The 21678-nt window shown below is 55.2% G+C and carries 10 protein-coding genes and 12 pseudogenes; 9 read left to right on the top strand and 13 right to left on the bottom strand.

What is annotated here, in order from left to right:
* Positions 1-244 precede the first annotated feature (244 nt).
* Together JZM30_RS24760 and JZM30_RS24765 are read left to right on the top strand one after the other, a co-directional pair.
* Positions 245-1108: a hypothetical protein gene (locus tag JZM30_RS24760; RefSeq protein ID WP_438801502.1), complete on the top strand. Its 864-nt coding sequence runs from the start codon at positions 245-247 to the stop codon at positions 1106-1108.
* Entirely contained in the window at positions 1050-2285 is a 1236-nt protein-coding gene (locus JZM30_RS24765; protein WP_438801503.1) for a sigma 54-interacting transcriptional regulator, read from the top strand. The genes JZM30_RS24760 and JZM30_RS24765 overlap by 59 nt, the downstream gene beginning before the upstream one ends.
* Positions 2286-2626: 341 nt before the next feature.
* Here the strand turns inward: JZM30_RS24765 and JZM30_RS13685 are convergent.
* Positions 2627-4255, bottom strand: a pseudogene (locus JZM30_RS13685) (molybdopterin oxidoreductase family protein).
* A gap of 38 nt (positions 4256-4293) precedes the next feature.
* A pseudogene (locus JZM30_RS13690) lies at positions 4294-4837 on the bottom strand (4Fe-4S dicluster domain-containing protein).
* 536 nt (positions 4838-5373) lie between these two features.
* Between JZM30_RS13690 and JZM30_RS13695 the strand changes: the two are divergent.
* The 3 genes from JZM30_RS13695 to JZM30_RS13700 are packed head-to-tail and all read left to right on the top strand — an operon-like array spanning position 5374 to position 7050.
* Positions 5374-5829, top strand: a complete 456-nt coding sequence (locus tag JZM30_RS13695) for a Tar ligand binding domain-containing protein (protein ID WP_252319403.1) — start codon at positions 5374-5376, stop codon at positions 5827-5829.
* Between the two features lie 17 nt (positions 5830-5846).
* Positions 5847-6419: a methyl-accepting chemotaxis protein gene (locus JZM30_RS23615; protein WP_286673581.1), complete on the top strand. Its 573-nt coding sequence runs from the start codon at positions 5847-5849 to the stop codon at positions 6417-6419.
* Positions 6403-7050, top strand: coding sequence for a methyl-accepting chemotaxis protein (locus JZM30_RS13700; RefSeq protein WP_286673582.1), 648 nt, complete (start codon positions 6403-6405; stop codon positions 7048-7050). The genes JZM30_RS23615 and JZM30_RS13700 overlap by 17 nt, the downstream gene beginning before the upstream one ends.
* 215 nt (positions 7051-7265) lie before the next feature.
* On the opposite strand, the pseudogene hycI reads toward JZM30_RS13700, so the two are convergent.
* From hycI to JZM30_RS13755, 11 genes and pseudogenes are all read right to left on the bottom strand, one after another.
* Positions 7266-7688 (bottom strand): annotated as a pseudogene (hycI, locus tag JZM30_RS13705) (hydrogenase maturation peptidase HycI).
* Between the two features lie 96 nt (positions 7689-7784).
* Positions 7785-8172 (bottom strand): annotated as a pseudogene (locus JZM30_RS13710) (formate hydrogenlyase maturation HycH family protein).
* A pseudogene (locus JZM30_RS13715) lies at positions 8169-8916 on the bottom strand (NADH-quinone oxidoreductase subunit B family protein). Before JZM30_RS13715 ends, JZM30_RS13710 begins: the two co-directional pseudogenes overlap by 4 nt.
* Before the next feature lie 52 nt (positions 8917-8968).
* Positions 8969-9400: pseudogene (locus JZM30_RS24770) on the bottom strand (4Fe-4S dicluster domain-containing protein); the annotation flags it as partial.
* Positions 9393-10896, bottom strand: a pseudogene (locus JZM30_RS13725) (hydrogenase large subunit); the annotation flags it as partial. The pseudogenes JZM30_RS24770 and JZM30_RS13725, both read right to left, overlap by 8 nt.
* Positions 10897-10969: 73 nt before the next feature.
* A pseudogene (locus JZM30_RS13730) lies at positions 10970-12472 on the bottom strand (hydrogenase 4 subunit F); the annotation flags it as partial.
* Between the two features lie 4 nt (positions 12473-12476).
* A pseudogene (gene hyfE, locus JZM30_RS13735) lies at positions 12477-13128 on the bottom strand (hydrogenase 4 membrane subunit).
* A 27-nt stretch (positions 13129-13155) separates the two neighbouring features.
* Positions 13156-14565 (bottom strand): hydrogenase 4 subunit D, encoded by a 1410-nt coding sequence (locus tag JZM30_RS13740; RefSeq protein ID WP_286673599.1) that lies wholly within the window; start codon positions 14563-14565, stop codon positions 13156-13158.
* A 5-nt stretch (positions 14566-14570) separates the two neighbouring features.
* Positions 14571-15456 (bottom strand): annotated as a pseudogene (locus tag JZM30_RS13745) (respiratory chain complex I subunit 1 family protein); the annotation flags it as partial.
* Between the two features lie 10 nt (positions 15457-15466).
* Positions 15467-17478, bottom strand: a pseudogene (gene hyfB, locus JZM30_RS13750) (hydrogenase 4 subunit B).
* Positions 17478-18041 (bottom strand): 4Fe-4S dicluster domain-containing protein, encoded by a 564-nt coding sequence (locus JZM30_RS13755; protein ID WP_252319406.1) that lies wholly within the window; start codon positions 18039-18041, stop codon positions 17478-17480. The pseudogene hyfB and the gene JZM30_RS13755 overlap by 1 nt, the downstream one beginning before the upstream one ends.
* Positions 18042-18183: 142 nt before the next feature.
* On the opposite strand from JZM30_RS13755, the gene JZM30_RS13760 reads away from it, so the two are divergent.
* The 4 genes and pseudogenes from JZM30_RS13760 to JZM30_RS13775 all read left to right on the top strand — a co-directional run bounded on the left by JZM30_RS13760 (position 18184) and on the right by JZM30_RS13775 (position 21676).
* Positions 18184-18324: a hypothetical protein gene (locus JZM30_RS13760; protein WP_252319408.1), complete on the top strand. Its 141-nt coding sequence runs from the start codon at positions 18184-18186 to the stop codon at positions 18322-18324.
* Positions 18325-18836: 512 nt separating this feature from the next.
* Positions 18837-19595: pseudogene (locus JZM30_RS13765) on the top strand (FTR1 family iron permease); the annotation flags it as partial.
* Between the two features lie 50 nt (positions 19596-19645).
* On the top strand, positions 19646-20176 hold the full coding sequence (locus JZM30_RS13770) for an iron transporter (RefSeq protein ID WP_252319410.1): 531 nt from the start codon (positions 19646-19648) through the stop codon (positions 20174-20176).
* An 81-nt stretch (positions 20177-20257) separates the two neighbouring features.
* The gene (locus tag JZM30_RS13775; RefSeq protein ID WP_252319412.1) at positions 20258-21676 is read left to right on the top strand and encodes a Fe-S-containing protein; all 1419 of its coding nucleotides are present in this window, start codon (positions 20258-20260) and stop codon (positions 21674-21676) included.
* The last annotated feature ends 2 nt before the right edge of the window (positions 21677-21678 follow it).

Raw genomic sequence — 21678 nt, forward strand, 5'->3', positions numbered from 1 at the left:
TATTTCACTGATGTTGATGGTTTAGCTGACTTTGACTTCGTCGTATTCGACTTCTTCGTCAACGTCATCTTCGATCAATCCATTTTTCTGTTCGAGCTTCGCGACCACTGCGGTGGCTATGGCTATACATTTGACGGATTCTCCATCCCGACAGTCTATTCTCTGGCAGGATACGCTGTTAAAGGTTTCCCAATCAGTGTTGCAACAACGCACAGTCGACGATCTGTAAGGGACCTCCTTTTCGGTGGTGAGGTTTCAGCGTGTCCATCTGCTCTGGTTTAACCCGCTACATAATCAGATTCGTTTTTATCGCTACGATCCGCTTACCGACAAGGTGACAGGGAGCGAAGAGGGCGCATTGCTGGCAGAGGGGCCGGGCAGTTCGAGCTGGACCTATGCCACACTCCAGCGGCGCGACCGTTTGCATTTTTTGCGTGATTATCCTTATCTGGCGCAATATCCTGCCTATTTAGGGTTAAGTGATTACTGTCTGGTGCCACTGTTACGAACGGACGCGGATCGCGTGCTGGGAGGGCTGGAGTTTCTCAAGGCGGATGGCAGTCTGTTTGATGACAGTGAAATCGCTTTTTTTCAAGCGTTGGCAAGTGTAGTTACCTGTGCGCTGGAAAATATCATGACGCGCGAGCAGGCGCAGAAAGAAACAGAATCCCTGCGCCATGAACGCGATCACTACCGCATTCTGGTCGATGTCACCAATACCGTTATCTCTAAACTGGAATTAAAAGCGCTCGCGCAAGAGGTCTCGCGTGAGATCCACCGTTTCTTTGGCATTGATTTTATCGCGCAGGCGCTGGGGGATAACGAGAACGAAGACGGGCCGTTAACCTACTATGCCACCCATTATCCTGCAGGAGAAAGTCCCGCCGGAAAAACCTCATACCACAAGCAAGGGAAAGTGCTGCTGACGGAAACCATGGCAGCGCAAGTGATGCAAAACAATGCGGTGGTGCTGAGTGCCGCTCCCCGGCACATCGACGCGTTGTACGTTGGCACAGCGGCTCGATGGCGGCTTAACCCACGCGTGTCTTTTGCCGCTAACCTTTGGTACCAGAGTATTAGGGGTGTTGGAGTTGGCCCACCGTCATGAACTGGCGGTGACCGAGGCAGATATTCGGCTATTGCGGCAAATTGCGGCACGTATCGCGATTGCGCTGGATAACGCTGTGGCCTACGAACAGATCACCCGCCTTAAAGACAGCTTGATCCATGAAAATTTCTATCTGACTGAACAGTTGACCGAGCATGTGCGCCAGCATGGCGATGATGCGTTTGGCGAAATCATTGGTTGTAGCCAAGCCATTCGTCAGGTGTTGGAGCAAGTGGAGATGGTGGCTGCCAGTGACAGCACGGTGCTGATTTTGGGCGAGTCGGGCACCGGAAAAGAGTTGATTGCCCGGGCCATACACCGCCTGAGCCCGAGGCATGGCAAACGCATGGTAAAAATGAACTGTGCCGCTATCCATTCTGGGCTTTTGGAGAGTGATCTGTTTGGTCATGAAAAGGGGGCTTTTACCGGAGCAAGTGCGCAACGCCAGGGCCGCTTTGAACTGGCGTACAACAGCACGCTGTTTCTCGATGAAGTGGGCGATATTCCGCTGGAGTTGCAACCCAAACCGTTGCGTGTGTTGCAGGAGCGAGAAATTGAACGGCTCGGAGGCAGTAAGGTTATCTCCGTTGACGTGCGCCTGATTGCTGCCACCAACCGCGATTTAAAACAGATGGTGGCGGATCGCGAATACCGCAGCGATCTCTATTACCGGTTGAATGTCTTCCCCATTGTGATTCTTCCGTTGCGGGAGCGTCCAGAGGATATTCCACTGCTGGTTAAGTTCCTCACACGCAAGATTGCCCGTCGGATGAACCGCACTATCGACAATATTCCCTCTGAGGTGCTGCGTCGTTTAAGTCTTCTGCCGTGGCCGGGTAATGTGCGGGAATTGGCAAATGTCGTCGAGCGCGCGGTGATCCTCACGCGTGGTACAACCTTGAATCTGCAATTGGCCGAATTGCAGCAAATGCCACCGTCAGCGAGCGATGTTCAAAAACCGGTGGCGACCCCTCTGGATATGCCACCCCGTCAGCCGTTACAGGACGATGAAGTGGAATCAGAGCGGCAAAAAATTATCCGCGTGCTGCGTGAAACCAACGGTATTGTCGCCGGGCCAAAAGGTGCGACGGCGCGTATGGGGGTGAAACGTACCACGTTATTATCGCGTATGCAGCGTATGGGGATCTCGGTGAAGGATATCGAGGAGATGGAGTAGGTCAAGAGACTGACCTAAAACCTTTTCGCTACATGTGGGGTTGATATCCGCGTCGAATGGTGCTGAGGAAAACGATGACGCCAGAATGAGCCGCATGGATGCGGCGAAAGCCAGCGCAGTGCCGGGAGCTCGTCGCTGGCGGTCCGTCCGGCGACAACGGTTTCCGAAGGTATCGCGCAGCGACACCATTCCGCAAAGAGCGCCCGACAAGGGGTGTGGGCGACTGCACACCCCTTGTCGGGCGCGTGCCACGCGAGTGACAGAGATACGCAGAACGGTTAGCGCACGAAACATAGCGCAATCCTCTGCATAAACTCGCCCTCCGTCGGATGACGGATTCTTTAGGCTCCCGCCACTTCAGCTTCCTTCCGCAGTTGGGCTTTCAATGCGCTGTATTCCTGTTGCACAAAGTTTTCCGCCCATGCCTGATTTTCAATCGCTTCCAGTTTAACTGCGCAGTACTTGTATTCCGGCGTTTTGGATATGGGATCGACTTCATCCAGCGTCAGCTCATTACAGGCGCCGATCCACCATTGATAGGTCATGTATACCGCACCTTTATTGATGCGCTCGCTGACCATCACGCGGCTGATCACCTTACCACAGCGAGAGGAGACCCATGCCAACTGCTGATCGCGCAAGCCAAGGTGTTCGGCGTCTGCCGGGCTGACCTGTACTTAGCCCGGTTCGTCCGCCAAGGTTTGCAGCGCAGTACAGTTACCGGTCATGGAACGGCATGAGTAGTGGCCCACTTCGCGCCCCGTGGAGAGCACTAACGGGAAATCACTGTCAGTTTGTTCCATTGGTGGACGCAATTCCGTGGCAAACAACAATCCTTTGCCGCCGGGGCTATCTTCTGTCAGACACAGCCAGGGAACATAACCCGAACCGGACATTTTCTCGTAAGTCGCACCGAAGTAGAGTGGACACAAGTGGCGCAGTTCGTCCCAAATTTCCTAGGTATTGTTGTAGTGCACCGGGCCCACGCCGACGTTGGGACGCCCCAGATTACCGGTAAGCAACGCCAGACCGGAAAGCCCTTTCACCACGTCAACGCCTTTTGTCCACTGTGTGACGCCCATGCCCCACAGAATGGTGGCAGACGGTGCTGCGGCATACATTCGCATAGCATCACGAATCAACTGTGGAGACAGGTCGGTGATTTCCGTAACGTATCCCGGCGTGTACTTGACAACCAACGCACGATATTCATCAAACCCTTCGGTGTGCTGTGCCACAAAGTTGGTATCGTAAAGCCCTTCGTTTATGAACACGTTGGCAAACGCATTAACCAGCGCCATGTTGGAGCCATTTTTCAGCGGCAGCCAGAGATCGGCAATGCGGGCGGTTTCGATGTGGCGCGGATCGCACACGATAACCTTTGCACCGCGCTCTTTGGCTTTAATGATACGACGCGCCACGATGGGGTGCGAGTCAGCGGCATTATAGCCAAACACCAGAATGCACTCGGTGTGCTCAATCTCGCAAATGGAGTTGCTCATGGCACCGTTGCCGAGTGTTACCTGTAATCCGGCAACGGAAGGGCCTTGGCAGACGCGGGCGCAGCAGTCGATATTGTTGGTGCCCGTTACCGCGCGTGCAAATTTTTGCATCACGTAGTTGGTTTCATTACCAGGACCGCGTGATGAGCCGGTGTGCATGATGGCATCCGGGCCGTACTTTTCTTTGATGGCTAGTAGTTTTGAACTGGCAAAGCCGATGGCTTCATCCCAGGACACTACCTCAAACGACGCGCCTTTTTGACGCCGGATCATCGACTGAGTCAAACGTGGGGTGAGCAGTTTGGTGTCGTTGAGAAAATCCCAGCCGTAGTAGCCTTTCAGGCACAGTTCACCTTCGTTGGTTACGCCGTTCGCACCTTCTGCACCAACCACTTTACCGTTTTCAACCAGCAGGTTGATCTTGCAGCCTGACCCACAGTAAGGACAGACGGTAATAACTTTTTGCATGATGTTGTATCTCCTTGCACGTACCTGGACGGCACCGTTCAGAACTGGATTCCTGCGGCGTCATCGAGTGCCGCACGCCATTGTTTTTGTTGGATCATGGTGTCGATATAATCGCGGTTGACCAGGTGCAGCGCCTTGGTGGGGCACACCTGAACACACGCCGGGCCAGCAGCGCGCTCCTGACACAGATCGCATTTATAGTGCTTCGGCTTTCATCCCACTCCCCATCAACTGATGATGACTGATTCTGACGACCGGTTTACTGATCACGGTCATAGCACCGTAGGGACATGCCACCACGCAGGTCTTGCAGCCGATACATTTTTCCTGTCGCACCTGAATACTGTCCTGCGCGCGAACAATGGCACCGTTGGGGCACACATTGGCACAAGGGGCGTCTTCGCAATGGCGACATTGAACGGTGGTGCTAACATCAAGACTCTTTACCACCGTGAGACGCGGTGCAAACTGCGTTGCACTGAGCGATGCCATATTGCCATCGCCGTGGGCCAGCACGCAAGCGACTTCGCAGGTGCGACAACCGATACATCTTTTGGAATCTGCAATAACGAACCGGTTCATGACGGGCTCTCCTTCCTCGGCTCTGTACGTAACGTGGGTGTCGACACTTTACCGGTGTCGGCGGATCGCCCTACATAAAGCAGGGTTTATGCCAATCTGATAATAAAAATGTAATATGTTGATTGATATATTAAAAATAAGATTTTGGTGGGTGTCGAAATTCGGTGACGACGCGACTGAAGTGGAATTTCGGCAGATTTGACGATGGCGGCGACGGGAGGGAAAAGCGTTTTATGTAATTTACCTCACATTTCCTTATTCACTGCCTAATACTTCAAAAGGGTGCCCGTAATGGACTCGACGTGCATATTTTATAAAAAACGGTTTCTTATTTAACGGTGTTCTCATTGGCCGATATTTCGGTACAGGCAGGCTTTCAGGGCGCATGTCTGAAACTCGGTAATGTTTCCTGCTGGCTCTTGCCGGTGGGTCTGACTATATGATAGCGATTCAACCACCTTCCTTTTTTCGGTGCAGTGCTGTGCCGCTGGGCGTGACTGTCACTGATGTATGGGAAGGCATGATGGAGTGGTGATATGAGCTTTCTGAAGAACATCAGTATAAGAGTTATGGTGTTGATGATTGTGACGTTTCTCTTGGCAATCTGGGGCGTGGCATCCGGCTATAGCCTGTACTCCCTGCAACAGGCGACCCAGCTCATCGCGCAAAGTGAAGTGCAAAGAAAGAGCCATGCACAACTGCTCTACGGTGTTGAACAATCTTTTCGCGCCATGACGACGCTCGAACGGGCGGCGAGCTACAAGCTAAACAGCGATATGGAAAATGCCCGACAGGCGCTGGCACAAACGCAGCCAGCGATCGCGAATGTAAAATCCTCGCTGGAGGCATTCAAAGATGGTGCACACGGAGATGTCACGCCCGCGGTAATTGATGGCGTGGTTCGCACCTGGTCGGCACTGGTGACCGCCGCACTTGAACCGTTACAGCAAGCGCTACAAAAAATGAGCCGGATGCACTGCGGCAACGTCTGAGTCAAACCTATCCCATTGTGCATGCCTTTGGTGATGAAATAAAACGCTACACCGATCAGGTTGCCGCATCGACAGCCATTGGTGAAGCGCAAGTCCACCATGAGAATAACCGTAATGCACTGATTGCGGCATTGCTGGTGGGGGTGTTGGCACTGATTTTCACCGAATATTATTTGAAAAATTTTCTAGTGGTGCCGATCAGCGTGCTGAAATCTAATCTGGCACAGTTAACGGCGGGGCGGTTTGGTTATGAACTGACCGAGTTTGGCCGCAACTGCGCAGGCCGTCTGATTCCAGATATCAAACTGCTACAAAAAACCTTGCGCGATACCGTCACCGCCATCCGACAAGGTGCAAGCGTGGTGCAGGATCGCACGGCCAACATCAATAAGGGGAACGATAGCCTTTCCTTGCGCACTGAGCAGCAGGCGGCGGCGTTACAGCAGACCGCTGCCAGTATGGAACAGATGAGCGCCACGGTAAAACAGAATACCGAAAACGTGCATCAGGCGCGTCGTTTGGCACAGGAGGCGTCAGACATGGCGAAACGCGGGGGGTATCAGCAGAAATGTGATGCAAACCATGAATGACATCAGCGCCAGTTCGCGCAAGATCTCTGATATTAACACTGTGATTAATGGTATCGCGTTCCAGACCAATATATTGGCACTCAATGCGGCGGTTGAAGCGGCACGTGCCGGTGAACAGGGCAAGGGTTTTGCCGTGGTGGCCGGCGAGGTGCGTAGTCTGGCGCAGCGCAGTGCGCAGGCGACGAAAGATATTGAAGCACTGATTGCAGAATCGGTAACGCGTGTGTCAGCCGGTGCCAGTCAGGTTCAGCAATCCGGAGAAGCCATGAGTGGCATTATCGAGTCAGTGAGCCACGTTAATGATGTTATCAGTGAAATTGCTGCGGCGACGGAGGAGCAGAGCCACGGTATTTCGCAAATCAGCCAAACGGTGCATGAAATGGATCGTGTCACACAGCAGAATGCGGCGCTGGTGGTGCAATCTGCCGAAGCGGCAGCTGAGCTGGAAGATGAAGCGGATGGCTTGTTGGCGGCGGTCGATGTGTTTCATCTGACGGAGTCAGCTCCCGCATCTCGACCGACACAGAGTGTCATCAAACCGCTGGTAAAACGGCCTGGTGTTGCGCCTCGGCCCACTGCGCTGCTCTCCAGCGTGCAGAATGCGGCTCATGGTGGTTGGGAGAAATTCTAACGCCTAATAGCAACGCCCCGCATATAGCGGGGCGTTGCTTGCTGGCAAATCTATCTAAAACAGTAACTCCCACAACCCCTGTAATTTCCACAACCCTTGTCATTCCCGGCTTTCTCCGAAGATGACAAAGAGTAAAGTGATGTTGTCAGCAGTCAGGGACACCCGCGCGTATTGCTTTCAATTTTATATCCGTAATTGCCGATAGCCGTAAATGCTTAAAATCGCGCGAATCCACCGTCGCCCTGCCAGTGGGGTAACTGCTGATAAATATTTTCGACAGCCTGCGTGACTGCCCGGTTGACCGGGCAGTAAAACGCCACCAGCGCTGGCTGAATGCCGATAAAAATTACTTCAGGAATAAACGTTTGCAACTCATCAATCATAAAGTTGAACGGCATACTGTGGGTATTCATCAGCATATCTTCAGCAATACGTGTCGGATCGACGATACGTATGGCGCCCGGTTCGAGCCTCATATACGTGGCGTCCACCACGAGCAGGCGCTGAGGCGGCGCAGCACGCAGGCGATGCACCGCGTTTTCCGGGATGGCACCACCGTCGATGATCGCCTAGTCCGGTAGCTGGTTGTGTTGTAATCGTTCGGCGAGCAGTGGCCCTGCGCCGTCGTCACCCATCATCACATTGCCTACCGCCAGTACCATGTTGGGCGCGGAACACGGCGTATCCGTATCAAGTGTGTCCAGACTGGCAAGATGCGCTTCCCAATTCATGGCTTACTCCTCCATCCGCTTAACCATTAGGTACAGCGCAGACTCCCGCTCAATGGCGGCAAGATAGTCGAGTAGGGTAGCGCTCCAGGCGGAGAAGCGATCGCCGTCTCCCAGTGCGCTAAATGCCTGATGCAATAACCGGGCATGTGAACTGTCGAGGGTGATTTCGCCAAATTTCACTAACCCCGCCATTTTGCGCTGTGCGTCACCAACAGGTAACTGGGTTATCCATGCCTGATAATCGTCGAGCGGGCAAGTCAGCACCGGTTTCAGGCAGTCGATCACCGATAGCCAGCGAATAATACATGACTTGCTGCGCCTGCTCCGGCACCTTCTCTTTACTGCCGAGAAATTTTTGGCTTAGCGCATAAAAGATCACTTTTGCACTCATAGTGGCCGAACTCCCTTCTGCCAGCCGTGATAGTGTGCCAGTAAGCGCTGCACAATTTCACTCAGACGCGGATCGTCCTGGTGTGCCAGATAGGCGTTAACGCGAGCTTCCAGCATCTCCTGCGGTGATTGGAGCAGCAGGTTGATAAACGCGTCGCTGATTTCTCTCCCCTGACGATGACCCGCCATACGTCTGGCTTCCCGCTCCAACTGTACGCGTAAATCCAGCGGCGCATCAGGCAGCAATAGCGCGGCCTGCTCATGTTCTCCTTGTTCCGTGCTGACGCCGTGCAGTTTTTGTTCCAGCAATCCCAGCGCCACAGCAAAGCCGTAAATGGTCGCGGCAGGGGTGGGAGGGCAGCCGGGAATATACACATCAATAGGCACGATGGTGTCGCTGCCGCCCCACACGCAGTAGAGATCGTGGAAGATACCGCCGCCGCAGCCGCAGGCACCGTAGGAGATACAGATTTTCGGGTCGGGTGCGGATTCATACGCGCGTAGCGCCGGGCTGCGCATCGCACGCGTGACCGCGCCGGTAAACAGCAGAATGTCGGCATGGCGCGGTGAGGCCACCACTTTGATGCCAAAACGCTCAGCGTCAAAAATAGGCGTGATGGCGGAAAAAAATTTCGATTTCACAGCCGTTACAGCCACCGCAGTCAACACGATAGACATAGACAGAACGCTGAATATCTTTCAGCAATGTTTTCTTTAACTGCTGGGTCTGTTCATCAAGTTGGATGGGCGTGCTGCGCTTATGGACCGATTATGGTATGGCTACGCCGTTGAGTGGTTCACTCATGATGGCCCCCTTGACTGAAAGCCGCCGCAGGCGGCGTGATAAAATGCTGACTCAGCGTTACGTTGCCTTTATGTGGCATGCTCTGCTTACGTTTGCATTCCGGGCAGGTTTCGAACTATGTGCGCCGGATTTGCGCGTCTTCTGACGACATGCCAGCCTGTTGCAGCAGCGCTACCGTATAGGCCACCCCTTTTTCTGGGGCGAAGGGGCGGTGACACTCGTGGCATGCCAGCAGTCGGAAGGTGGCCCGCTGGAACAAATCCGCTTTATTGGCGACAGCCATCTCAAACTCTTGTGACAGCACGATCGCACGCGTCGGGCACACTTCCTCACAGCGTCCGCAAAATATGCAGCGCCCGAGGAATAACTGCCAGGTGCGGGTGCCGTTCACCACATCGGTTTCCATGGTCAGTGCATTCGCCGGTCATGCTCCAGTGCACGTCTTCGCCGCGTGGTGCTTCTGCGTACCCCAGTGCGAACTGATAAGGTTTGTAGGCAAATCCTTCAGTCAACAGCGGGCCTTCTGGCAGATTGTCCAAACCGTATTCCACAATAGCCAACGAGGTCAGCACTTCGCGAATGCGCACCAGCACGCGGGAATAGACGTCCCCGGCGCTCAGATGGTGCAGTTCCATTGGCAGTTCAAGGTAGGCGGAGTAGGGGTGATCGATACGCATATCGCGTTGGAACCCACTGGCGCGGATCATCGGGCCCACCGGGCTGTAATCACGTGCCACTTGTGATGATAAAATGCCGATCCCCTGTGTACGTTGCAGCATATTGGGCGTATTCAGCAGCATGTCGGAGAGCTGCATAATTTCGGCGCGCATCTCACGAATCAGTTCGATGGTTTTCAGCCGGTCTTCTTTCAGAATATCGCGGCGAATGCCTCCAATCAGGTTCAGGCCGTAGGTTTTGCGCGCTCCGGTCAGCATATCGGCGATGGTCATGGATTTTTCGCGGATGCGGAAGAACTGCATAAACCCGGTATCAAAACCGACGAAGCGACTGGACAGGCCGATGTTCAGCAGGTGACTGTGCAGGCTCCACTTCCAGCAGAATACTGCGAATGGCATGAATGGCATGTGCCCGTGGCGGCACCACAATGCCCATCGCATTTTCTATCGACGTGGTGTAGGCGACGCTGTGGGTAAAACCGCAGATGCCGCAGACCCGATCGGACAGGAAGGTGACTTCGTTATAGCCCATACGCGTTTCCGCCAGCTTCTCCATAACGCGATGGACGTAGAACAGGCGATAGTCGGTGTCAATAATTTGCTCGCCGTCGACAAACAGGCGGAAGTGACCGGGTTCGTCGGAGGTGATGTGCAGCGGCCCAATCGGCACCACGCGGGTGTCGCCAGTGGCTTCGTTCACAAAGGAGTAGGTTTCATTATCCTGTGTCGGCGCCGGGCGCTGGCGGTAATCCATCGCATCTTTGCGCAGTGGGTACAGATCGTCCGGCCAATCATCAGACAATACCAGACGGCGTTCATCCGGCAAACCGACGGGGATCAGACCATACATATCGCGCACCTCGCGTTCGCCCCACACGGCGGCCGGCACACGCGGCGTTACCGATGGAAATTCAGGATTGACCGGGTCGATCAACGCCTTGACGATTACCCAGCATTTTCCCCCTTGTTCCATCGACAGTACGTAGTAAATGGCAAAATAACCGTTCAACGTCCGCCCATCGTTACCAAACAGGACTGACAGCCAATCGCCGTGCTGATAGTAGAGATGCTCCACCACATCCGATAGGCTTGCCAGTTTCACCATTAGCGTCAACTGATCGTCGGTTTGCCACGCCTGTTCCAGTATGGCGTGGGGAAACCGCTGCTGCACCTGCGCGACATAACCAGCGCCGCGCTTGGCGTTGGTTGCAGCAGCCACGGGGGGAGTAGGATGTTCATTCATCACGGGACGTCTCCTGACGAGAAAGGGTAAGCGGTGTGCGTTCGATCGGCTACAGTGCCGTGGTGGCAGAGGTCTCGGTGGCGTGCGATTGCAACACCAGCGCGCTGGCGCTTTCCAGTAAACGGGTAACAGGTTGTGGAATATGTGTGCCCATCAGCAGCATTAATGCCAGCAGAATGGCCATCGGTACGGTAGTCAGCATGCCTAACTCGCCTTTACTGACGGCGGCAGGGCTGTTGCCCAACACGGTGCTGGCGACCATGCGTACCAACCCAGCCAGTACGACAGTCAGCAGAAACAGCAACACGATAACCAGCCACAAATAGCCCGCATTGATGCCAGCGGTGACGGTCATAAACTCACTTAAAAACAGGTTGAACGGCGGCATGCCGCCCAGCGCCAGCGCGCCACCGGCCAGCAGCGCGCCGGTAATGGGGGTGACACGCAGGATGCCTTTCACCGCATCCATGTCACGCGTGCCGTATTTAAGCAGTACGTTGCCGGAGCCGCAGAACAGCAGGGTTTTCGCCAGACTGTGATTCAGCGTGTGCAGCAGTGCTGCCAGCACACCGAGCGGACCACCGATGCCAAGCGCCACGGCAATCAGTCCCATATTTTCCACGCTGGAGTAGGCGAGCAGTCGCTTCATGTCGCGCTGAACCAGAATCAGGAACGCGGCCCCCGCGACAGACAGCAGCCCGAATACCAGCAACAGCCGCTGCGGAAATACCGGGCCGATGGCGGCGCTGACGATCATGGTATAACGCACAATTACCAGTAGAGCGCAGTTGAGCAGCACGGCAGAAAGCAGCGCACTGGTCGGACTGGGGGCTTCACTGTGAGCATCGGGTAACCAGGCGAGCATAGGGAACAGCCCTGTTTTGGTGCCGAAACCGATGATGACGAAGATAAACGCCAGATGCATCAGCGTACTGTCCAGCTCGGAAGCATGTTGTAGCACTTCGGTCCAGAAGATGGCATCACCCGGTGTCGCCATCACGTTGGCGGCATTGGCATAGACCAATACGGTGCCATATAGCCCAAATGCGACCCCGACAGTGCAAATGATGACATACTTCCAGGCGGCCTCCAGCGACGAGCACTGTCCGTACAGGCCAACCAGAAACGCGGAACTGAGCGTAGTGGCTTCAATGGCGGCCCACATCACAATCAGGTTGTTACTGGTGATCACCAATAACATGGTGAACAGAAACAGGTGGAAGAAACCGTAGTAGTGGTACAATGTCGGGACGGAAACTTCGCCGCTGTTTACTTCATGGTTCATGTACCCCACTGAGTAAAGTCCGGTGAGAAAGCCGATAATGCCGAGGATGGCGAGAAACAACGCGCTCTGGCTATCCAGATGCAGCCAGCGATGTGCTGCCAGAATCTCGCCCCGAGAGGCAATCATTCCCACCACGTACAGCGACAGCACCAGCAGTAGGCTGATGCCGCACAGGTGGATAACGCTCACCGCCGCGCGTGCCGCTCCGCCGCACCAGCGGCAGGCAAATGCCAGCAGCGCGGTGATGAACGGCGTGGCAAGCAGGGTGAAAAGCAAGGTCGAACTGGTCATGCGCTCACCACTTCAGTGCCGTAAGTTGTTGAACTTCCAAGGTATGCAAGGTGCGATGGATTTTGCGTGCCATCAGCGCCATGACGATGACGGCAAAGATGGCGTCAGTGGCGAACCTATCTCCACCAGTTCCGGCGCGCGGGGCGCCAGCAACGCCAATGTCAGATGCGCGCCGTTCTCCATCAGGCAATAGCCGAATACCTGTTTGAGGATGTTACGTTGGGTGACGATACACAGCAGGCCGATCATAAAAAGTGGCCGAGTGATACCGCGAGTGCCGGTTTGAGCGCACTGACCATCGGCAGTTGCACTGGGGCCACCACGAAGTAGCTCAGCACCACAATTAATACCGCCAGCAGCAAGATAGCCACCGGACTAATAATGCCGCCGTCGGCGCTCGGGTCATCCAGACGACGGAAAGCGCGATACATGATGGCAGGCACCAGAATCACCTTGGTGACCAGCGTGGCCAGGGACCAGAGATACAGCTCGTGCGCCTGCAACAGGTTAGCCAGGGCGACGAATATCAGCACCAGTACCAGCGATTGCAGCGCGTATAGTAGCGATGAGGCTGTAGGCCGTTTGGCGACGATCACCAGTAGCGAGGTGATGATCAGCAGTCCGGCCAGATTGTTGACGATAAGCGAACCAGTCATTTTATTTTCTCCTTTCGCTCGTACCTATTATTGCAGCCACAGCGCAGCAAACACGCTGGAACACAGCGACATGATGATTAACACCACCAGCACGCCCTGTATGGTGGCCGGGAGCGGTGCCGCCGCCACCTCTTCCGACGGTTCACTCGGCACGGTGCATCCGAACCAGTAAAGGAACCAGGCAAAGCTGGCGACAGATTCCACCAACGCAATCACCAGCAGCGGTAACAGCCAAAGGTGCTTCGCCGAGAGCGAGAAACCGGCGGCAAACAGCGGGAATTTGCTAAAGAAACCGTTAAACGGCGGCACCCCGGTGATTGCCAGCGCTGCCACGCAAAAGCCGATGCCGAGCAACGGCGTTTTGCGCATCAATCCTTTCAGCCGTGGCAGCATGCGGGTGCCGCAGCTGTAGCTCAGCGCACCGGCAACCAGGAAGAACAGGCTCTTGGCGAAGGCGTGGTTGAAGATGTAGGCAATGCCGGCCTCAAACGCCATGCGTGATCCGAAGGCCGCCAGTGACAGTGCGAAAAAGATGTACGACAGTTGGGTAATGGTGGGGTAGGCCAGCAGGCGTTTCATGTCCTTCTGCGGTAAATACATCAGGAAGCCGTACACCAGTGTAAAGGTAGCCATCACCAGCCCGACCACGCCGATCACATGCGGGATATCGTCCGTTGCCAGAATGGCGCGGGCAAAAATATACGCACCCACTTTCACCATCGAGGCGGCGTGCAGATAGGCACTGACCGGTGTGGGTGCTTCCATCGCATCCGGCAGCCAAACGTGCAGCGGCCACTGGGCGGATTTCCCCCAGGCGGCGAACATGATGCCAGCGAACACCACAATTTTATCGGCGCTGTCTAACTGGCTGATGGCGCTCAGTGCAAAGGTGCCGGTTTTGGCAAACAGCCAGGCGGTGGCAAGGTAGAGGCCGACAGAGGCAACGTTAGTGATCAATAGCGCTTTTAACGCCGAACGCAGCGACTTCGGTTGCCGGTAATAACCAATCAACGCCCAGGAACACCCGCCGGTGATTTCGAAAAACAGTAACTGCCCGAGCAGCGTGGAGGAGAGCGTCAGGCCCGCCATCGCCCCGATGAATACCAGTAGAAACGCATAGTAACGATTGGTGCCGTCATGCGGGTGCTCTCGGTTGCCTGATGTCAGATAGCCGCAGGAGTAGACGCTGACCAGCAGACCGAGAAACACTACGGCAAAACCGATAAGTAGGCTGACACGGTCAAAAACAAAGCCGAACAGCTCGGCGTTACCGTAGCGATACAGCGTAATCACCGTATCTTGCTGGCCTGCCGCATACCAGCCCCAGGCCAGCGATGCCATACCCAAGGTCGCCAGTAGGGCGAACAGACTGCACAGCACTTTGGCGTGGCGCTGTGGCGCAACGGCAATCCACAGCGCGCCGATAAAGGGCAGCAGCAAAGTCGCCAGCGCGCCAGGCTGTTTTTAAACACCGCAGCGGCGATAAACACCAGCAACAGCCTTAACAACAGCGCGCTGCTGCCCCACAGCATGGCACCGAGGGTGAAACTGTCCGCCTTGCCAAACGGCACGAAAATGGAGAGAAACAGCACCGCTACCACCACCTGCTTGAGGCTGATCCCCCCATTTCACCAGCGCTAATCCGGCACCGGAATATTCGGTCAACGGGCCTTCCTGTAGCTCCTGCTCGGCCTCGGCAACGTCGAAAGGAATTTTCCCCATTTCGATAAAGGTGGCGAAAGCGCAGACCAGCAGTGCCAGACCAGTAGCCGTTGGTGAGAGCCAGGCACTCTCTGCCAGCACATGGCTGATATTGCCGATATTGGTGGAACCGGCAATCAGCGCCACCAGCAGCGACAGAATCAGGATTGGCTCGACTAAAATACCGAGCGTCAGTTCGCGGCTGGCACCGATACCGGCAAACGGGCTGTCGGAATCCAGTCCTGCCAGTGAAAAGAAGAAGCGAAACAGGGCAAACAGATAGAGCAGGGTGATGATGTCGCCGCCGGCACCAAATGGCGAACGCAACGTCACGACCGGCAGCGTCATGGCGACCAGCAGCATCGAGCCGATCAGCACAAACGGCATCAGGCGAAACACCCCGCCAGCGTGCTTGGGGGCGATGGATTGCCGCTTCAGCAACTTGATGATGTCGCGGTAGTCCTGTAACAGTCCCGGTCCTTGACGCGAGTGCATCTTGGTGCGGATCACGCGCGCCAGCCCGGAGAAAAATGTGGCAAGCGCGAAGAGCACCAGCGCCTGCACCAGCGCGCACACCAGACGGATGATGAGCGGGGAGGCACCGGATAACGTAGTTTCAGTAAACATCGAATTCTCCTTATGTCATCGTGACCAACAGCAGCACTACCAGCGCTACGACGACGTACAGGCAATAGAGCCGGAAATCGCCGTGTTGTATCCACTGCATGGCACGGCTCACCCGCTGCAAGGCGCTTGCTAACGGCATCACTACGCGGTTATCCAGCATGGGCTAGGTATTTTTAGCGGCACGCGTCGTCTGTTCCAACGTCCGTTGTAGCCGTGGGCCAGGTGCCAAGGTTTTCCGTATGCGGTAGAGCGGAGCAAACAACACGCGCAGCGGCTGGGTAAAGCTGCCCGCAGAAGCTGCCATGGCACCTTCGTACTCATAGCCACACGCCCAGGGGGTGCCCCGCTGGCGGAATGCCTGACGTCCTCCCATTGCACCCACATAGAGCAGCAGCGGCAACAGCGGCAGCACGAGCAGCAAAATAAAGATCAACGGGGTCGAGAGTGAGGTTTGTGCCGGATTGTCGGGGAATAGCGTCAGTCCGTGCGACACCACAAGGGCCGCTTCACCAGTCAGGCTGACGGCAACCTGGGCGTCGGTGCCACCAGACTGGCACCGACGCCCAGCGCGACACACAGCAGCGCCAGCAGACCCATGGCGAGGGTCATCGGCCAAGGTACTTCCCGTGCCCGCTCGGCTTTCTCACTGCACGGGGCACCGGAGAAGCTGATGCCGTACACTTTGACGAAGCACATGGCGGCCAGCGCACCGGTAATGGCGAGCATCACAATGGCAATCGGGGCAATCAGCCGCAACCCGAAGCTCCCTTGATGGCTCAGGGTAAACAGCGACTGATAGGTGAACCATTCGCTGACAAAGCCGTTGAGCGGTGGCAGCGCGGAAATCGCCATACAACCGACCAGAAACGCCAGCGCGGTGTACGGCATACGGCGGGCAAGGCCGCCCATTTTTTCCATGTCTTTGCTGTGCAGTCGGTAAATAACCGCGCAGCCACCCAGGAACAGTAATCCTTTAAACAGCGCATGGTTCAGCAAGTGGTACAGCCCGCCCAGCAGACCTAACGCGGCCAGCAGCGGCTGATGCGTGGCGATGCCAATCATGCCGACGCCGCCGCCCATCAGAATGATGCCGATGTTTTCTACTGTGTGATAAGCCAGCAGGCGCTTGATATCGTGCTCCGCCAGCGCGTACAGGACTCCCAGCACTGACGAGACCGCGCCGAATGCCAGCACCACTACGCCCCACCAGGTTGCTGTGGCTCCTAGCGGGTCGATACCCACCTTAATGATGCCGAAGATACCGATTTTCACCATCACGCCCGACATTAGCGCAGAGGAATGTGACGGCGCGGCGGGGTGGGCGCGCGGCAGCCAGCCGTGCGGCGGCAACATCCCGGTCTTTGCGCCAAACCCGAAGAACGCCAGCAGGAATACCACAGAAGCCTGTAGTGGCGGTAATTTCGCCTGACGGAAATCGGCAAAATCCAGACTGCCACTGGCGCGGTAGAGCAGGAAGAACGCCACCATGATCAGCACCGATCCGGCATGGGCAATCAGGAAGTAGAGCAACCCGGCGTTGATAGCTTCGTCATCCTGATCGGAGATCACCAGGAAGTATGAACTGAGCGACATCACTTCAAACAGGATGATGAAATAGAAGGCGTTATCCGTTACCACCAGCGCGACCATTGAGGCGATAAACAGGTTCATATAGAACCCCATCGCGCCAGCGCGTCCGCGGTACTCTTGCAGATAGGCGAGTGAGTAGAGGGCAGTGATGGCTGCCAGCAGTGAAATCACCAGCACCATAAAGGCAGCCAGTGCGTCCAGCCGCAGGGTTAATCGCGCGAAAGCGACAAAGGGGCCATCGAATGATGCCAGTAATGGCTCGGTGCTGGTCAGCACCGGAAATGCGGTGGCGACACCAGCGAGCCCGGCGAGCAGGGCAGAGGTGCCACTGAGCTTGATTGCCCAGTCATCGTTGCGGGCCAGACAAAGTGATAACAGCGCGCCTGCCAGATAGAGCGCCAGCGAAAGAGCCAGCCATGCAAAGGGGGTCATCATGATTTTGGCTCCCATTCCGCTGCTGCAAATGGCTGATTGCCCTGCGGCCACATCATTGCCTGACGGCGCTTGGCCTCGGTAGCGGCGGCAATATGTGGCTCATCCACGACAAAGAGTGCCTGCGTTGGACAAACGCGTACACACCCCGGTTTATCTTGAAAGGCACACAGGTCACATTTTACCGCCACGCTTTCCACACCCGCATTCCATGACAGGAACGGATTGATGGAGGCAACGCTGACGGGTACGTCCGTTAAGGCTTCAACGGGAATGTGGTGAGCGAAGGTCTGCGGCACGGCCAGTGGCTTGCTACCAGACGGAGTTATCGCGCCAAAAGGGCACGCGATGGCGCACAGCTTGCAGCCGATACAGGCTACTTCATCCAACACCACAGAATTGTTGCGCTGCGTGATGGCGTTAACCGGGCATACCTGTGCGCACGGAGCATCCTCACAGTGGCGACACAGGACGGGGGCAGTGCCTTGGGCATCTCGCTCCACTGTCAAACGGGGATGGGTTTGCAACCCATGCTGGCGGTGTACTTGCGTACAGGCTGCCATACAGGTGTTACATCAGATACAGCGTTTGGGCTTCGCAATGACGAAGCGATTCATAGCCATACCCTCAGGGGCTTTCTCCTATGTTGGGCTGCGTAAAGCATATTCTGTGCCACGTCAGCGAGTTAGCCGGAGAGGCCCGTTTTTGCTAGGGTGCGGTGTGGCGGAGTCTATCGGTGACGGTGTTGACGATGTCGGTTTCGACATTAGTGGCGAAAAGGGTGACTATGGCATGACGCATTGGCTTACAGGTATTGCCTTATCATTTTCCAATGAAGAGGAATGAAATACTTTTGTCAGTGTTTAAGTACCCTAAAATTGTTTTCTTGAAGGGCAACCGATAATTATTGTGTACATTAGCGTTTTTACTGAGGTGCCCGATGATCTTTATAAATACTCAATCGCGAATAGATGTTAAAAAAGATACAATTTATTCCGCATTACTGAAAAAGACAAATAACAATACACTTTCCTCAAAAACGTTAAAAAAGTTAGCGAAAATAGCCAGTTCCTCCTTTTCCGTTCCTAAGGTGGATGCCAAGAGAATTTTTATAAATAATAAGCCTGTTACGCCTTCGGGGCCGTCGATAATATTGTCGTATGAGCTCTATAAAGAGCTGGCGCAGGTGTCTAATGATAATCTAAGATCGCAATTGAAGGCGTTTATCACGCATTGTAGAGGGCCTTATATTGATAACACCCCAAAAACAGGGATCCCGTGCCCAGCGTCATCTTGCACCGCCACTACCAGTGAATTTATAACAAAAAAATAGCGATCGAATCGGTGCTTCGTTGGGCGAGGGGGCGCAGGCTATCGTGGCGGCCATCGTCGCCTATCTGGTGAAAAACAATCACCATGACAAGCTGCCGTTGATCCGCCAGTCGGTGTACGTGGCGCTGGCGTGCAGCGTATTGACCGCCGTGCTGTTCCAGATGCTGTTTAGTAATTCCGGTGCTAGCCGTGAATTGCTGGAAGGGTTTACCATGCTGATTGCGGTGGTGATGTTGTTCAGCATGAGCTATTGGCTACTGTCGAAAGTCGAAGCCCGACATTGGAAAGCGTATCTGGAAGGAAAGCTGCCGCACTCCCTGAGCAGAGGTTCGGTAATCGGTTTGTGGCTGACCAGCTTCCTGGCGGTGTACCGAGAAGGCGCGGAAACGGTACTGTTCTACTTTGCGTTAGTGGGGGATGCCAGCAACGTGGCGGGGCACCTCTCTATTTTGGCGGGCTTCCTGATTGGTTGCGTGATATTGCTTATCGCTTATCTGGTGATGCGCTTTACCGTAGTCAAACTGCCGCTGAAACCCTTCTTCATGTTTACCGGCTGTTTTATGTACCTGATGGCGTTTGTGTTCGCCGGTAAAGGGGTACTGGAGTTAATTGAAGGCAAGCTGTTTGAGCCGACGCTGTTGACGTGGGTTCCTGAAATCAGCGTATTGGGGATCTACCCCTACGTCGAAACGCTGATACCGCAAGTCGTATTGGTGTTCGCTGCTCTGGCCGCGCTGTGGATTATGCGTCAGCGCGCTGAGACGTTAGAATACGGGAAGCAATGATAAGCAAAAATCAAAAACAACATGATATTGATGATATGAGGATGGGTTTGATGAAGATGCAAAAAAGTTTGATTGCCAGCGCGATTATTGCCGAAGTGTTAACGGTACCTGCCGCGTTCGCGTTTACCGAACATCCGGCTGGCGAGCCGATCACCATTAACGAACTGGAGATCGCTGTGGTCTACTTGCAGCCGATTGACATGGAACCGCGCGGCATGGGTCTGCCAGCGGCTAAATCCGATATTCACCTGGAAGCCGATATCCACGCTGTCGAAGGTAACAAAAACGGCTTCGGCGCAGGCGAATGGATGCCGTACCTGACCATCGCTTACACCCTGGTGAACACCGATACCGGTGCCAAACAGGAAGGGACCTTCATGCCGATGGTGGCGAGCGATGGCCCGCACTACGGTGCCAACATCAAAATGATGAGCGTAGGTAACTACAAAGTGACCTACCACATTGAGCCACCGTCAAAAGCCGGTATGCACCGCCATACCGATGGCGAAACCGGTGTTGGCCGCTGGTGGAAACCGTTTGATGTCAGCTATGACTTTAAATATGTTGGTCTGGACAAATAATTCGATCCTGGATTGCGTAAGGCCGTTACGGAAACTCCCCCTGCCGCACTGGGCGCAGGGGGCTTCGCCTGAGTGTGCGTTATGAGTCATTTTTTTGTTACCGTGCTACAAGCGTTTTTACCTGCCGCACTGCTGTTAGGGCTCCACTGGAGTCACCGTTCTGCTCCTCGTCTGCGCCCGCTAGTGTGGACCACGCTACTGGCGTTGTTGGTCGGTACGTTGGTGGGAATTCGCCTGCCTTCCAGTCAAACCGTTCAACTCATCTTTACCCTGATTCAACTGGTCGCGCTGGCGCTGTTTTTACTGAGCCAATTCACGCAGAGTAGCAAACTCGGCTACCTCTGGCAGGGGGTATTGATCATCGGGGCCGCCGTGCATTGGGGCGACGATCCCAATCTGACGGCACTGACTACCACTCATGTGGTGAACACCGATTTACTGTTAAATATCAGCGCGGTGATTCTGGCCTTTGGTTGGGTCGCTTTTAGTGCTGTGCTGTGCAGCATGATGGTGCGGCGTTTACCGCGTCTGCGCTGGCCGCTACTGCTGCTGGTGGCATTGCTGGTGCTGCCGCTGAGCGGCGGTCTGATGTTAATGTTGATGAAGCTGCAAGCGCTGGGTTTGACCAAACCGCGCCTGAGCTTTGTGGCGCGCGTCACCAATAACGGCGCGGCGCTTAACTATTTCTGCGCACTGCTGTTGGCGCTGCTATCGGCCGGCTTCATGTTGCCGTTGCTGAAAACCCGTCAGCAGATGCAGGCAACCGATGAGGCGATAGCCAAGCGCAAGGCAACGGCTGATTACCGGAATACGCGCCGGACCTTTACCGCAGCGTTGCTGGCGCTGCTGGTGGTGGCGCTGGGGCAGCTTTATTGGGACAAGGTGGCATCGCAGCCTCCGCGCTTGTCGGAAGCGCAATCCGTAACACTGGGCCCTGATGGCAAAGTGCATATTCCTATCGAGCAGGTGCGTGACGGCAAACTGCACCGTTTTGTCTGGATTGCTGATGACGGCAAAGCCGTTCACTTCTTTGTGATTAACCGCTATCCCGACCGACTTCGCCTCGGCGTGGTGTTTGATGCTTGTCTTCTGTGTGGCGATCAGGGCTACGTGATGGGAGGCAATCAGGTGATTTGTGTGGCTTGCGGTGTGCGGATCTTTATTCCTTCCATCGGTAAAGCTGGTGGATGTAACCCGGTACCGATTGAAAGCTGGGGCAACGACGACAACGAACTGGTGATCAGCTACGCGTCGCTGGCGGTGGGAGCGAACTACTTCACCACGGTGGTTTCCATGGATGTGGTGGATCCGGTTGACGGCAGCAAGCTGACCAACCTGAAAGCCGAGCACAAATACCGCTATGCCGGGAAGACCTACTTCTTTGCATCGGAAGCCAACTACAACAAGTTCCGTGACAATCCCTGCAGCTTTGTGACAGCACATCCAGCTGGTAATAACGAGTCTGCTACGGATAACGCCGCAGCGGACGAGGAGGAATAATC

Source organism: Candidatus Symbiopectobacterium endolongispinus, assembly GCF_018777385.1.
Classification (GTDB): Bacteria; Pseudomonadota; Gammaproteobacteria; order Enterobacterales; family Enterobacteriaceae; genus Symbiopectobacterium; species Symbiopectobacterium endolongispinus.